Origin of the sequence: Nocardia halotolerans (genome assembly GCF_042650145.1) — a bacterium.
GTDB lineage: Bacteria > Actinomycetota > Actinomycetes > Mycobacteriales > Mycobacteriaceae > Nocardia > Nocardia halotolerans.
The window spans coordinates 235,631-248,202 of sequence record NZ_JBHSDL010000006.1; the positions used below are offsets into that span (position 1 = coordinate 235,631).

Here is a 12,572-nt window from a genome sequence, read left to right on the forward strand (position 1 = left end):
GGCGCGGGCGCGCGAGTGCGGACGCCGGCGGTGCGGCCTGTTCGGCGCAGCCGGGTCAGTGGCCGGTCCGGGGCGTGGATCGCCAGGTCAGCCGTGGAAGAGCCGGCTCAGTTCCTGCAACCACGGCACCGCGACGGCCAGGGTCGGCACGACCAGAATGGCGGCCGAACCGACGTAGGCGGCGGTGGCGACTCTCACGTCGCCGGTCTGCCCGGCGAGGCGCTGGATGCGGATCAGCGTGGTCGGTCCGCCCGCGGCGAGCGCGCCCTGGGGTGCGGTGGATTTCGCGCAGGTGACCAGTGCGCGCGCCAGCGGTTTCGGGCCCGTCACCTTCACCGCGGAGTCGTCGGCGAGCAGTTCGATCAGCAGCTTCACCGAACCGAGCGCGGCCTTGCTGCGGACCACCCGCGGAAACGCCTCGTGCACGGCGGTGAACGCCTCGAGTACCAGGTCGTGACGGGCGCGCAGATGGGAGCGTTCGTGGCTCACGATCGCGGTGACCTCGGCGTCGGCGAGGCTGGTCAGGGTGCCTTCGCTGAGCACCACCCGCTGGCGCAGCCCGGGCAGGCAGTAGGCGATCGGTTCGCTGGCGGCGAGCACCCGGATGTCGGCGGCTCGACGCACCGGACCGCTCTGATCGAGCAGATCGACCAGCATCCGGTGCCGGGACCGGCGTCGGCGGGTGTGGATCCCCACCCGCACGATCGAGAACATCAGCCGCGCGCCGACCATCAGGGTGAGTGCGAAGACCAGCACGTAGACCGTCCACAACGGCAGACCGAGCGCGTCGATCTCGCGGGTGGGTGAGGTGGTGGGCCTACCGTCGGGGCCGGGCACGAGCAGCAGGCTGGCGATGGCCAACCCCGAACCGAAGGCACTGAGCACCGCGGCCAGCGCGACGGCCTGCCACAACACCAGCGCCGCGCGCGGCGTGCGATGCACCCAGGTGGCGCGACTGAGCAACGCGGGTACCGGCCCTGCGAGTAGCAAGGCGAGAGCGGCGAAGACTGCCGCGGTTGCGTTCATCGACTCTGCTCACTGCGTTGTGGGGCCAGGGGCGCTCACCTCATTGTGAGAGCCGCCAGGGAGTCTAGTCGCTGGTTTCCCCGGATTCGAGCTTGGCGAGGGCCTCCCGCAGGGCATCGGCCTCGTCCTTGCCGACCTGTTCGACGAAGTGCACCAGCGCCGCAGTCCGGCTGCCCGAGGCGTCGGCCTGCTGCAGTGCGTCGACCATCAACGTCGCGACCAGCTCGTCTCGGCTGTGTACCGGTGCGTACCGGTGCGCGCGATCGTCGCGCCGTTGCACCACCAGATTCTTCTTCGCCAGACGCTGCAGCACGGTCATCACCGTGGTGTACGCGAGCTCACGCCGCGCCGCCAGTGCTTCGTGGACCTGCCGCACCGTGAGCGGTTCGTCGGCTGACCACAACTGGTCCATCACCGCTTTTTCGAGTTCGCCGAGACCTGCCATCCCACCGATTTTACGGACTCAACGACAAAGATGCGTACTACAGTTTGTCGTAACGGGCGGTTTGCTGGTGTGTTATTCGTCATACCCCGGCGCGCCGTGCACGTGCCGGGTGCCGATGGGCACGATCATCGGCCGCCCCGACACCGGATCGGTGAGCACGGTGGCCTCGAGACCGAACACCTCGGCCAGCAGTGGCGCGGTGACGATGTCGGCCGGTTTGCCCTGGGCGACGATGCGGCCCGCGTTCATCACCACGAGCTCGTCGCTGTAGCGGATCGCGAGGTTGAGGTCGTGCAGCACCATCACCACGGTGCGCCCGAATTCGGCATGCAGCCGGTCCACCAGGTCGAGCACCTCGAGCGAATGCGCGAGATCGAGGTAGGTGGTCGGTTCGTCGAGCAACAGGATGTCGGTGCCCTGCGCCAGGGCCATCGAGATCCAGGCGCGCTGGCGTTGGCCGCCGGAGAGTTCGTCGAGGGTGCGGTCGGCCAGCTCGGCGATGCCGGTCTGGGCCAGCGCGGCGGCGACCTCGGACTCGTCGTCGGCCGACCACTGCCGCAACCACGACTGGTGCGGATGCCGTCCGCGGGCGACGAGATCGGCGACGGTGAGGCCCTCGGGCGCGATCGGGGTCTGCGGCAGCATGCCGATCACCCTCGCCACGTCCTTGGTCTTCATCGACGAGATCGCCTTGCCGTCGAGCACCACCCGGCCCTCGCGCGGACGCAGCAACCGGCCCAGCGACTTCAGCAGGGTGGACTTGCCACAGCCGTTGGGGCCGATCACGGTGGTGACCACGCCGGGGGCGATGTCGAGGGTGAGCCCGTCGACGATCACCCGGTCGCCGTAGCCGAGGGACACGGTGTCGGCGGCGAGGCGATGGGTGGGGCTGGTCATGAGAGCGTGGCCTTCCGGTTCATGCGGACGAGCAGGTAGAGCAGGAACGGTCCGCCGAGCGCGGCGGTGACGATGCCCACCGGCAGGTCGACGGGCAGCAGGGTGCGCGAGATGATGTCGGCCCCCGCGACCAGGACCGCGCCGGTGAGCGTCGAGGCGATGAGCGGTTCCCCTGGGCAGCGCAGGGCCATCCGGGCGATCTGCGGTGCGGCCAGCGCGACGAACCCCACCGGACCCACGGCCGCGGTCGCCACCGACGCGGCCACCACGGCCGCCCCGATGAGCAGTGCCTGCTGCGACTGGATCCGCACACCGAGGACCCGGGTCGATTCCTCGCCGAGGCGCAGCGCGGCCAGTGTGCGGGCCGAGACCAGCGCCACCACGGTCACCACGGTCAAGGCGAGCACGGCGGGCACGAGACTCGACATGTCGGCGGCGTCGAGCGAGCCGTTGAGCCAGACCTGGGCGCGTGCGGCATCGGTGAGGGTGGCCCGGGTGAGCAGCCAGCTGATCACCGACATCAGCACCGCGTTGACGCCGATGCCGATCAGGACCAGGCGGAACCCGGTGACACCGCCGCGGCCGCCGCCCCCGCGTCCCCAGGCCAGCAGATAGATGACGACCGCCGTGAGCAGCCCGCCGGTCAGGGCGGCCAGCGGGGTGCCCACGGTGGCGATCAGTCCGGTGGTCGCGCCCCCGCTGGCGACGAGCACCGCCACCGCGCCGACGCTCGCGCCGGTGGTGATGCCCAGCAGATCCGGGCCCGCCAGCGGATTGTGCAGAATCGACTGCATCAGCGCACCCGACAGGCCGAGTGCCGCGCCGACGACGACGGCAGTGAGCGCGCGCGGCAACCGCGATTCGAGGATGATGAACCGCTGCGCCCGGGAGCCGCCCCCGCCGAGGACATCGAGGACGCTGCCCAGCGGAATGTTGGTGTCGCCCACGGCGATATCGAGGCAGAACAGCACGAACACCGCGACGGCGAGAGCCACCACGACGGTGAGCATCACCGGCCGCAGCACCAGTGACACGGGCCCGACCCGCAGTGCGGGACGCACCTTGCGTAAGTCGGCAGCAGCTCGGTCGGCGCCCGTGCGGTCGGTGTCGCGGTGATCGGCATCGTGGTGATCGGTGCCGTGGTGATCGGTGCCGGCTCGGCCCGCACCGAGTCGATTCGCGCCGGAATCGGCACGCGTCCGAGGGGCCTTCGCCCGCTCGTCGTCGGCCCGATCCGCGACCTCGCCCGTTTCGATCCCGCTCACAACGCCACCAACTTCTTACGACGCACCAATGCGAGGAAGAACGGTGCGCCGATCACCGCCAGCATCACCCCCACCTGCAGTTCGCCCGGGCGCGCGACCACTCGCCCGGCCACATCGGCCACCAGCAGCAGCACCCCACCCAGCAGCGCCGAGTAGGGGATCAGCCACCGGTTGTCGGGTCCGGTGACGAGGCGCGCGATGTGGGGCACCACCAGTCCGAGGAACGCGATCGGCCCGACGGCGGCGGTGGCCGCGCCACTGAGCAGCACCACCGCGAACAATCCGAACGCGCGCGCCCGCGCGATGTCGACGCCGAGTCCGCGCGCCACGTCGTCACCGAGGCCGAGCAGATTCAGCCCCGGCGCGGCCGCGACGGCCATCGCCATCCCGACCAGCAGGAACGGCAGCACCTGCCAGAACACGTCGGCTTCGCGGCCGCTCACCGTGCCGACCACCCAGAACCGATAGGTGTCGAGGGCGGCGTTGTCGACGACGATCACCGCGTTGGTCATCGCCTGCAGAAACGCGGTGACCGCCGCGCCGGCCAGTACCAGGCTCAGCGGGCTCGCCTTGCCGCCGCCGATCGAGGAGACGCCGAACACGATCACGCCCGCGATCGCCGAGCCGGCGAAAGCGAACCAGATGTACTGCGCGGGCGCGGTGAAACCGAAGAGGAAGATGCTCAGCGCCGCAAGAAATCCGGCTCCGGCATTGAGTCCCAACAATCCGGCATCAGCCAGCGGATTCCGGGTATACCCCTGGATGAGCGCGCCCGCGACGCCCAGCGCCATCCCGGCGATCAGGGCCAACGCGGTGCGCGGCAGACGCAGCTCACGCACGATTTCCTCGTCGGTGGAGCGGGCCGGGCATCCGAACGGGCCGCTGTCGCAGCCGAGGGCGTGGATGAGCGCGTCGAACACCGTGGTGGGTGTGAGCGAGCGGGTGCCGATGGCGATGCTGGCCACCACCGCGACGGTGAGCAGGACAGCGAGCAGGACAAGCCCGGTCAGACGACGACGTCTGACGGTGCCAGGGTGGATCACGGCGACGAACTTCTCCTGCCTCGAAACCGGACGCGACTTGTTAAGTCTGGTAAGCCTAACCTATGTTCCGAGACATCATCGTCACGGGAACCAACCGTTCGAGGAGGTTCGATGCCCGAGCCCGGCACCACCACTGCGACCCGCACCGCCACCGCGTTCGATCGCGCCTGCGCCCGGTTGCAAGCCCTGCAACCCGAGCATCCGCGCGTCTACGCGATGGCGGCGATGGCCGAACAGGGCAAACGGCGGTGGTGGCATGTCCCCAACGGGCTCTCCGAGGGGCGCGTCGAGCTGATGTTCCGCCGCCACGCGGCCGAGATGATCAACGACGACATCGCCGCCGAAGTGGTGGCCACCGCCCTCATCCACGCTGCCGTCGGCCGGGTCACCGCACTGTTCGTGCTCGACGGGCAGGCGTGGGATCCGGGCCGCGACAACCTGTGGATCCATCACGACAACGACGGCGGCATCGACTGGGCCGGCTTGTCCGACACCACGATTCGCGTGATCGACGGCATGCCCGAGGAACCCGGCACCGTCGCGCTGCCGTGTGAGACCGCGATGGCGGTCTGGCTCGCGCAGCGTTGCGCCTCCTCGCTCACCCCACTGCAATCGGTGCTCACCCGCTGCTCCGGGCTGCCCGCGCGCCGGTTCTGGGCGCTGGTCGGCGAATCGGTGATCGGCGCCGCGACCTACGTACCCGATCTGGGCCGCGCCGATGCCGCCGTGGGTGCGCGGCGCGGGCAGTTGCTGCTGGCCGCGTTCGAGGAGCGGGGTCTGCCCGTGCGGCGTACCGGCGGCCCGCAGCGCTGAGCCCACGCCGGTCGCTGCTTCGACGGAGGTCGACGGGGTACACCGCCCGGCATGACGGTCGTGCTGAAGCGGGCGGTGACCACGCGCCTGCTGTACTTCTTCATCCTCGGAGACATCCTCGGCGCCGGGGTCTACGTGCTGGTCGGCGCGGTCGCGCGCGAATCCGGCGGGGCGGTCTGGTTGCCGCTGCTCGTCGCCCTGGTGCTGGCCACGCTCACGGCGGGCTCCTACGCCGAGCTGGCCACCAAGTACCCGCGCGCCGGCGGGTCGGCCCACTACGTCACCACGGCGTTCGGTCCCGCGGCGGGGTCGTTCATCGGGTTCTGCATGCTCGCCGCGGGCGTGGTGTCGGTGGGTGCGCTGGCCAGGGCGTTCGCGGGGGAGTACCTGCAGGCGTTGATCTCGGCACCGACGCTGGTCGTGGTGGTGATCTTCCTGATCGTGCTGGCCGCGCTCAACATTCGCGGCATCCGGGAATCGCTCGGCGCCAACCTGGTGGCCACGCTGATCGAACTCGGTGGGCTGTTGCTGATCATCGGGCTCGGCGCGTGGGTGATGGTGCGCGGTGACGCCGACCTGGGCCGGCTCACACAGGTGGGGACCGCCGAACACGGTGCGGTCGGTGCGGTCCTGGCCGGTACGGTGCTGGCGTTCTACTCCTTCGTGGGGTTCGAGACCTCGGTGAACCTGGCCGAGGAGGTCCGGGACCCGCGGCGCTCCTATCCCACGGCGCTGTTCGGGGCGTTGCTCACCGCGGGCGTGGTGTACGTGCTGATCGGTGTCGTCGCCGGTGCGAGTGTGCCCACCGAGGAGCTGGCGCGGTCCAGTGGCCCGCTGCTCGAGGTCGTGCGGGTGGCCGGTGACGTACCCGACTGGTTGTTCAGCGTGATCGCGCTGGTGGCCGTGGCCAACGGCGCACTGCTCACCGGCATCATGTCCTCGCGGCTGGCCTACGGGATGGCCGATGACGGTCTGCTGCCACCGGTGCTGGCCCGGGTCCTGCCCCAGCGGCGCACACCGTGGGTGGCGATCGTCGCGACGTCGGCCGTGTCGTTGCTGCTCGGCCTCACCGGTGAAGTGGACTCGTTGGCCGCCACGCTGGTGTTGCTGCTGCTGTTCGTCTTCGCCGGTGCGAACGCCGCGGTGCTCGCGTTGCGCCGCGACCCCGGCGAACCCGGGCACTTCCGGATCCCGACCGTGCTGCCCTTGCTGGGGCTGGCGTCGTGTCTGTTCCTGTTCACCCGGATCGACGGCGAGGTCTGGCTGCGCGGACTGTTCCTGCTCGCGCTCGGCACGGTGCTCGCGGTGGTGAACGCGGCACGCGCCGGGCGCCGCGATGAAACGGCCACGAACGGGTACAGCGGCCCACGACCGAGAAGGAGGCACATGACCGGAACGAAGAAGCCCGACGACAACGCCGCCGAGGAACCCCGAGGCGGCCGGCCCGGCCCTCGCGACGAGGGCGGCGACGGCGGGATGGCCACCCGTGAAGTCGCACCCGATGTGGTCGAGACCGAAGAAGGCGCCCAGGAACCACCCGACTGAGTCAGTCCCGAACCTGCGGTACCGCCTGTGCGGCAAGTGCGTCGCCGAGTTCGCGAAACGAGCCGAGCAGTAGTTCGCCGTAGTGGCCGGGATCGGGCATCATCGCCGCATTCGTGGTGAAGGTGATCGCCAGTTCCCCGCCCTGCGAGGTGATCAGATGCCGTAGGCCGTCGCCGTCGTGGGTCGGCAGCGCGCCCAGCACCCGGACCAGCGGCCGATCGCAGAACGCCAGGGCGTCGGTCACCCGCGGCACATTGCTGATCGTGGTGTTGCTCAGCGCGACCGTGGTGGCGTCGTCGAAGCGGCGCAGTGTTCGCGCCCACCCGGCGGCCCGCAGCAGCAACGCTGGTGCGGTGTCGACGCGGGACTCGGCGCGCAGCGTGGCCGGCTCGGCGGCGCGCGCCTTGGCACGCCGCGCCGACTCCCGGATCGCGCACAGCCGCTCGACCGGGTCGGCCAGGCCGGTGTGCAGGTCGACGAACATCTGGCTGAGCTGATTGGCCGAATCCCAGTGCGCCACCGCGCGCATCGACATCGGGACCATCGCGGCCAGCGACGCGGCCGGGGTCTCGTCGTGCTCGGCCAGGTAGGTGGCCAGCGCGCCGGAGACGGTCGTGAGCAGCAGGTCGTTGATCGTGGTGCGCCCCGGGGCCGCCGCCTTCGCCGCGAGCACCTCGGCCATCGGCAGCGTCACCGTGTCGAGGGTGAGGGGGGCGTGGATGTCGCGATTGAAGCGGGTGGCCGGGCGCTCGGCGACGAGGTCGTCGGCCGTGGTCTCCTCCGCTCGCGTCCTGAGCAGTCCGGCGGCGAACCGCGCCGGTGCCGCGGCGAACGCGCCGGCCGAGCGCACCGCCGAGGTGAGGGTGCGCGCACCGCCGAAGTCGAGCTCGGGTGCGGGCGCGGCACCGAACAGCTTGGTTTCGAGTTGCCTGGTCGCGATGCCGTCGCAGGCGCTGTGATGGAGTTTGAGCACCACGATCGTCGCCTCGCCCAGGCCGGGGACCGCGGTGATCCGGTCGAGCACCTGGATCTCCCACGGTGGCTTCGTCAGATCCATTCGGACCGCGCCCAGTTCGGCGATGCGTGTCTTGGCGTCGGCCCAGGTCCCCGCGCCGGGGCGGTCGAACACGACATGATCGGCGACACGGATCGACGGGTCGGGCACCCAATAGGGCAGATCCAGCTCCAAGGGGGTGCGGCGCAGGCGCCTGGTGAACAGCGGGGCATGCCCGAGCCGTTGCTGGGCCCATCGGCGGATGCTCGCCGCATCGAGCGGTTCGGTTCCGGCGCCGAAGAAATACACGGCGAGGAAGTGCGACAGATGCCGGTCGGTTTCGTCGTAGACGAATACCGCGTCGCGTGGCGCCAATCGTTGCGCGCGGACCCGGAGGGCGGATCCGCTCATATTCCGAGAGCTGTCGCCATCATCGGCCACGAGGAATGCAGATCGTCCTCCCAATATCCCCAGGAATGCGTCCCGGTCGGCCGGATATTGTAGGTGATATTCGTGCGACCGAGTTCCTGTGTGCGCTGTGCGAGACGCACCGTGCAATACATCGTAGCCGCTTCGATTCCACCACCGACGAGCATTTGATTGGTCAGAATTGAATTGGCGCTTTTGCCTTCGATGTGCACGCGCGGATTGGCGAGTGTGTCGTGCACACCGGGTAATCCGGAACCGGCGGCGATATAGATCGGAATATCGGGCAATCGGTGCGCCTGCACATAGGGGTCGTGCTCGCGCCAGGCGGCATCGTTGTCCGGGCCCCACATGTTCTCGGCGTCACCGCCGCCCAGGCGCACCACCAGGGACACGAACTCGCGGCCCACCGGGTCGCTGGTGGTCGCGCAACCGCTGTAGGCGGCGACGCTGCGGTAGAGCTCGGGCGCCTGGATGGCCAGGTCGAGCACCGAACTGCCCGCCATCGAGATGCCGGCCAGCGAGTTCACGCCGGTGGTGGCGAAGGTCGCGTCGATCACCGGCGGCAGCTCGCGGGTGAGGAACGTCGTCCACTGGTTGACGCCGTTGTTGTCGAGATTCTTCGCCAGCCCGGGGTCGGGCCGCTGCCAGTCGGTGTAGTAGCTGAACGCACCCTCCATCGGGGTGACCACATTGACGTGTTTGCCCGCGAAGAACTGCGCCGCATCGGTCTGACCTGCCCAGTTCGCCGAGTCCTCGCCGCCACCGGCCCCATTGAGCAGGTACAGCGTCGGCGCCGGCGTCGAGGTGTCGGCGGGGCGCAGCACCTGCAACGCGATGGTGCGATCCATCGAGGGGGAGTAGACGCTGATGTCCACGGTTTGACCCTGGCGGGTCTGGCTCGCCACGTGCGCGCCGGGCACGGCCGAGGCTTGCGCGCCGTCGACGACGACCGGCGCCGAGGCCAGTGCCACGGCGCAGGCGGCCGAGAGGAGGGGGCGGAGCTTGTGATCGTTCATGGGTGGTGCGAGCCTGCTGACTTCTCGGGTGGTGTGGGGGCCGACCGGCGTGTGGTCGGCCCCCACACCGCGCTGAACTGGTGAAACGGGTGTTACTTGCCGGGGCTCGGCGTGCCGCCGCTCGCGGAGATCAGTGCCTGGACGAAGGGCAGCGCCGCTTCGCTGAGGCTGCCCGCGCCGGTGGTCAGCAGTTCGTAGAGAGAACCCATTGTTGCTCCTGGTGATGATGGGGTGGATCGATGCCGAGCAAGTGTCGACTTGGACGATTTAGGGGAAGAACGCTTCCACCGAGCCGAGGAACGTCGACAGGAGGCCGTCGCCCTCCGCCGCGGAACCCAGTCCGGTGACCGCGATGGTCAGCAACTCGCCGATCGAGCCCATGGTCAATCTCCTTGCTTCGTTGTCATGCGGCCCAGTGCGCGGGGGCCGAACCCCGGTGTGGGCTACAGATCACAGTCAGTGTCTGATGTGATGTTGGTAACGTAACCCCGCGCGGTGCTAGTGGCAACCGAATGTTTCACTTTCGCTGTTTCGTTCGTTTTTTCCTTCCTGATGGAAGGGGTTCGGAGATCGTCGAGGTGAGCGGGCCGCCCTAGGTGTGACCTGTGGTTACGGCGACTGTCTGGCACAGTAATGACCAGGTCGCGGACCTTCGCCGGAGGGGCGTCAAGGGGTCTGGATCGGCGGTGCTGCGGGACTGTGGTGGCACATTGCGCGGTATTGCGGTTTTGCTATCAATTCGGTGCGCTCGGTGAACGAGTTCGGGGGCAGGCCGAGATACGGCCTGCCCCCGATACCGCTGTGCGGATTACTTGCCCGCGCCGGGCGTGCCGCCGCTCGCGGAGATCAGTGCTTCGACGAAGGGCAGCGCCGCTTCGCTGAGGCTGCCCGCGCCGGTGGCCAACAGTTCGTAGAGAGAACCCATTTACCTGCTCCTGGTTGAGAACGAATAATCTGGTCGAAATATGTGGGCAGTCGCCCGGTTTACGGGAAGAAGGCCTCGACCGAGCCCAGGAAGACGTTCAGCAGGCCGTCGCCCTCCGCCGCAGAACCCAGGCCCGCAATTGCTGCCATCATCAACTCGGTGAGTGAACCCATGGTGAATCTCCTTGCGCAATCGATAGTTCACAAACAGAACTCTGTTGTGATGCGGCCAACCTAACCGCCGACTTTTGTGGCGGCAAGCAATTCCACCGATCTCCACAATGCCTCGATGTGCTTCTCGCTGGAAACAACCGGGCGAAATTGGCGAACGTCACCAAGTATTCGGCCGTGACCTGTGGAGATCACCGAACGTGTCACAGCGACAACAAACGTCCGCCTGTCCCGTCAAGCCCCCTGGCGAGTTCTGCGCCCGCGGTGCGCCCCTACAGCGACAGCGCCGAATGCAAGACCTGAAAAGCGGGGTCACCGGAACGGGCTGCGTGCCCCTGCGGCTCGATCACTGCCCGGGCTCGGACCAGTTGCTCTATCGGCGACCGCTCGCGGACCTGATCTGCTGAGCGGCGGAGACTCGACCGGTGGCGACCAGCAGGAGTTCCGCCGCGGTGCCGGCGAGCGGGGTGCCGGTGCCGGTGCTCCAACCGGTGTCGGTGGTGCTCAGCGCATAGCCGGCGAGGCGCTCGCGGGCATGGAATGGCTTGCCCATGGTCCAGACGCGCTCGAGTGACCACTGGGCCGGGGCCGGAGGCATCACCCGCTCGACACCCAGTGGAACGGCGATGTCCTGGCCGTGGACGAGTAGGTCCATCAGACGGTCGATCGGTGCGGTGCCGATCGGGATGACGTGGGAGTCGATGACTGCCCGTAGTTCGGCCAGCAGGTCCGCGGTGGGGGTGCGCTCGGCGTGCCGGATCGCGGAGTCGCGGACGAAACGGTCGATGTTGCCCCGGGCGCGGATCAGGCCCACCAGGATCGAGCCGAGGGTGTAGCGGGTGGCCAGGACGAGATGGGCCACGACGTCGCGGACCCGCCAGCCGTCGCAGAGCGAGGGGGTATCCCATGCGGTTTCGGGCCGCCCTCTCAGTAGCTCGACGAGGGTGGTGCGTTCCCGGGCGACGGACTGCCAGATCATTTCGTCGGTGATGTGCTGTTCGGTCATCGCGAATTCTCCTTCATGGGGTCGCCGGTACCGTAGAAGCTCCACCCGGGTGGAGGTGCAAGCAGAAGTGGCCCGCAACGCGTATCTGACGATCGGTGAACTCGCCGACCACACAGGTGTCGCCGTACGCACGATCCGGTTCTATTGCGACGAAGGGCTGCTCGTGGCTCGCCGCACCTCCGGCGGGCATCGTGTGTTCGAGCCCGCCGAGGTCGAGCGGCTGAACTCGCTGCGCCGACTGCGTGCGCTCGGTATCGGACTTGCGGCCATCGGTGATGTCTTCGCCGGCGCGCGGACCGTGTCCGAAGTGCTCGCCGCCGAACGTGACACCGTGGCAGCCGAACTCGCCGCCTTGCGACACCGCAGTGCACTGCTGACGGCCGCAGAAAGTGTCTCGCACAGCAGGGTCGACGCCGTGGATCTGCTTGCAGGGGTGGCTGACCCGTGCGCAGCGCATGACGCGCTGATCGGGTTCTGGCGTCGGCAGCTCGGGCCACTGCGCGGCGCGGTCGTGCACGACTTCATCGACATGAACGTCCCCGGGCCGCCGGTGGGCATCGAGCCGGATCAGCTGATCGTCTACGCGGAACTCGTCGCGGCAGTGGGTGATCCAGCGTTGGATGCGGCGATGCTGGATGCCGTTCGCCATCGCGGCACTGCTGGAGTTCGCGATGAGGAGTATCTGCTGCGGGCGGTGGCGGATGCCTGTCTGGCGGCCGCGCCCCTCGTCGCCGCGGGGGCGCCGCCAGGTCCTGGTATGGAGCTCGATCAGTACGTCGACGCGCACGCCACCGCTCGTGCCGAGCGCGACACGGCGGATTTTCGCCGCAGACTGCTGCGGGACTCGGCCGGCGGCGACCGCCGGGTTCGCCGCTACTGGGAGCTCACTGCGGTTCTGACCGGCGTACCGGTGTCCTCGGGTGCCGTTCAGTTATGGCTGTTCGACGCCTTGGCCGCGTCGGTGAGCTGACGAGGGGAGGCCGGTGACCGGCCTCCCC

11 protein-coding genes are annotated in these 12,572 nt (G+C 68.9%); 3 read left to right on the forward strand and 8 right to left on the reverse strand.

All coding sequences use genetic code 11. The annotated features are described in order from the left end of the window. Positions 1-87 precede the first annotated feature (87 nt). From ACFO5K_RS06595 to ACFO5K_RS06615, 5 genes are all read right to left on the reverse strand, one after another. Entirely contained in the window at positions 88-1,026 is a 939-nt protein-coding gene (locus ACFO5K_RS06595) for a M56 family metallopeptidase (RefSeq protein ID WP_378557320.1), read from the reverse strand. A 64-nt stretch (positions 1,027-1,090) separates the two neighbouring features. After that, entirely contained in the window at positions 1,091-1,471 is a 381-nt protein-coding gene (locus ACFO5K_RS06600; protein ID WP_378557323.1) for a BlaI/MecI/CopY family transcriptional regulator, read from the reverse strand. Positions 1,472-1,543: 72 nt separating this feature from the next. Further along, positions 1,544-2,368 (reverse strand): ABC transporter ATP-binding protein, encoded by an 825-nt coding sequence (locus ACFO5K_RS06605; protein ID WP_378557326.1) that lies wholly within the window; start codon positions 2,366-2,368, stop codon positions 1,544-1,546. Beyond that, positions 2,365-3,378 carry a FecCD family ABC transporter permease gene (locus ACFO5K_RS06610; RefSeq protein WP_378557714.1) on the reverse strand — a complete coding sequence of 338 codons (1,014 nt, stop codon included), beginning with the start codon at positions 3,376-3,378 and terminating at the stop codon, positions 2,365-2,367. Before ACFO5K_RS06610 ends, ACFO5K_RS06605 begins: the two co-directional genes overlap by 4 nt. 251 nt (positions 3,379-3,629) lie before the next feature. Beyond that, positions 3,630-4,676 (reverse strand): FecCD family ABC transporter permease, encoded by a 1,047-nt coding sequence (locus ACFO5K_RS06615; protein ID WP_378557329.1) that lies wholly within the window; start codon positions 4,674-4,676, stop codon positions 3,630-3,632. Between the two features lie 111 nt (positions 4,677-4,787). Between ACFO5K_RS06615 and ACFO5K_RS06620 the strand changes: the two genes are divergently transcribed. Together ACFO5K_RS06620 and ACFO5K_RS06625 are read left to right on the forward strand one after the other, a co-directional pair. Beyond that, positions 4,788-5,489 (forward strand): hypothetical protein, encoded by a 702-nt coding sequence (locus ACFO5K_RS06620; protein ID WP_378557332.1) that lies wholly within the window; start codon positions 4,788-4,790, stop codon positions 5,487-5,489. A gap of 51 nt (positions 5,490-5,540) precedes the next feature. Continuing rightward, entirely contained in the window at positions 5,541-7,034 is a 1,494-nt protein-coding gene (locus tag ACFO5K_RS06625) for an APC family permease (protein WP_378557335.1), read from the forward strand. 1 nt (position 7,035) lies between these two features. Here the strand turns inward: ACFO5K_RS06625 and ACFO5K_RS06630 are convergent, their stop codons facing one another. The 3 genes from ACFO5K_RS06630 to ACFO5K_RS06640 all read right to left on the reverse strand — a co-directional run bounded on the left by ACFO5K_RS06630 (position 7,036) and on the right by ACFO5K_RS06640 (position 11,574). Then, positions 7,036-8,439, reverse strand: a complete 1,404-nt coding sequence (locus ACFO5K_RS06630; RefSeq protein ID WP_378557338.1) for a WS/DGAT domain-containing protein — start codon at positions 8,437-8,439, stop codon at positions 7,036-7,038. Beyond that, on the reverse strand, positions 8,436-9,473 hold the full coding sequence (locus ACFO5K_RS06635; protein ID WP_378557341.1) for an alpha/beta hydrolase: 1,038 nt from the start codon (positions 9,471-9,473) through the stop codon (positions 8,436-8,438). The genes ACFO5K_RS06630 and ACFO5K_RS06635 overlap by 4 nt, the downstream gene beginning before the upstream one ends. A gap of 1,468 nt (positions 9,474-10,941) precedes the next feature. Next, the gene (locus ACFO5K_RS06640) at positions 10,942-11,574 is read right to left on the reverse strand and encodes a maleylpyruvate isomerase family mycothiol-dependent enzyme (protein ID WP_378557344.1); all 633 of its coding nucleotides are present in this window, start codon (positions 11,572-11,574) and stop codon (positions 10,942-10,944) included. On the opposite strand from ACFO5K_RS06640, the gene ACFO5K_RS06645 reads away from it, so the two are divergent. Next, complete coding sequence (locus ACFO5K_RS06645; RefSeq protein ID WP_378557717.1) at positions 11,558-12,544, forward strand: MerR family transcriptional regulator; 987 nt, start codon at positions 11,558-11,560, stop codon at positions 12,542-12,544. The genes ACFO5K_RS06640 and ACFO5K_RS06645 overlap by 17 nt on opposite strands. Positions 12,545-12,572: the final 28 nt, after the last annotated feature.

Bases quoted from the DNA above. Each gene is read 5' to 3' on its own strand.
- ACFO5K_RS06595 (WP_378557320.1), bottom strand. From the start codon at position 1,026: ATGAACGCAACCGCGGCAGTCTTCGCCGCTCTCGCCTTGCTACTCGCA.
- ACFO5K_RS06600 (WP_378557323.1), bottom strand. From the start codon at position 1,471: ATGGCAGGTCTCGGCGAACTCGAAAAAGCGGTGATGGACCAGTTGTGG.
- ACFO5K_RS06605 (WP_378557326.1), bottom strand. From the start codon at position 2,368: ATGACCAGCCCCACCCATCGCCTCGCCGCCGACACCGTGTCCCTCGGC.
- ACFO5K_RS06610 (WP_378557714.1), bottom strand. From the start codon at position 3,378: ATGCTCACCGTCGTGGTGGCTCTCGCCGTCGCGGTGTTCGTGCTGTTC.
- ACFO5K_RS06620 (WP_378557332.1), top strand. From the start codon at position 4,788: ATGCCCGAGCCCGGCACCACCACTGCGACCCGCACCGCCACCGCGTTC.
- ACFO5K_RS06625 (WP_378557335.1), top strand. From the start codon at position 5,541: ATGACGGTCGTGCTGAAGCGGGCGGTGACCACGCGCCTGCTGTACTTC.
- ACFO5K_RS06630 (WP_378557338.1), bottom strand. From the start codon at position 8,439: ATGAGCGGATCCGCCCTCCGGGTCCGCGCGCAACGATTGGCGCCACGC.
- ACFO5K_RS06635 (WP_378557341.1), bottom strand. From the start codon at position 9,473: ATGAACGATCACAAGCTCCGCCCCCTCCTCTCGGCCGCCTGCGCCGTG.
- ACFO5K_RS06645 (WP_378557717.1), top strand. From the start codon at position 11,558: ATGTGCTGTTCGGTCATCGCGAATTCTCCTTCATGGGGTCGCCGGTAC.
- ACFO5K_RS06640 (WP_378557344.1), bottom strand. From the start codon at position 11,574: ATGACCGAACAGCACATCACCGACGAAATGATCTGGCAGTCCGTCGCC.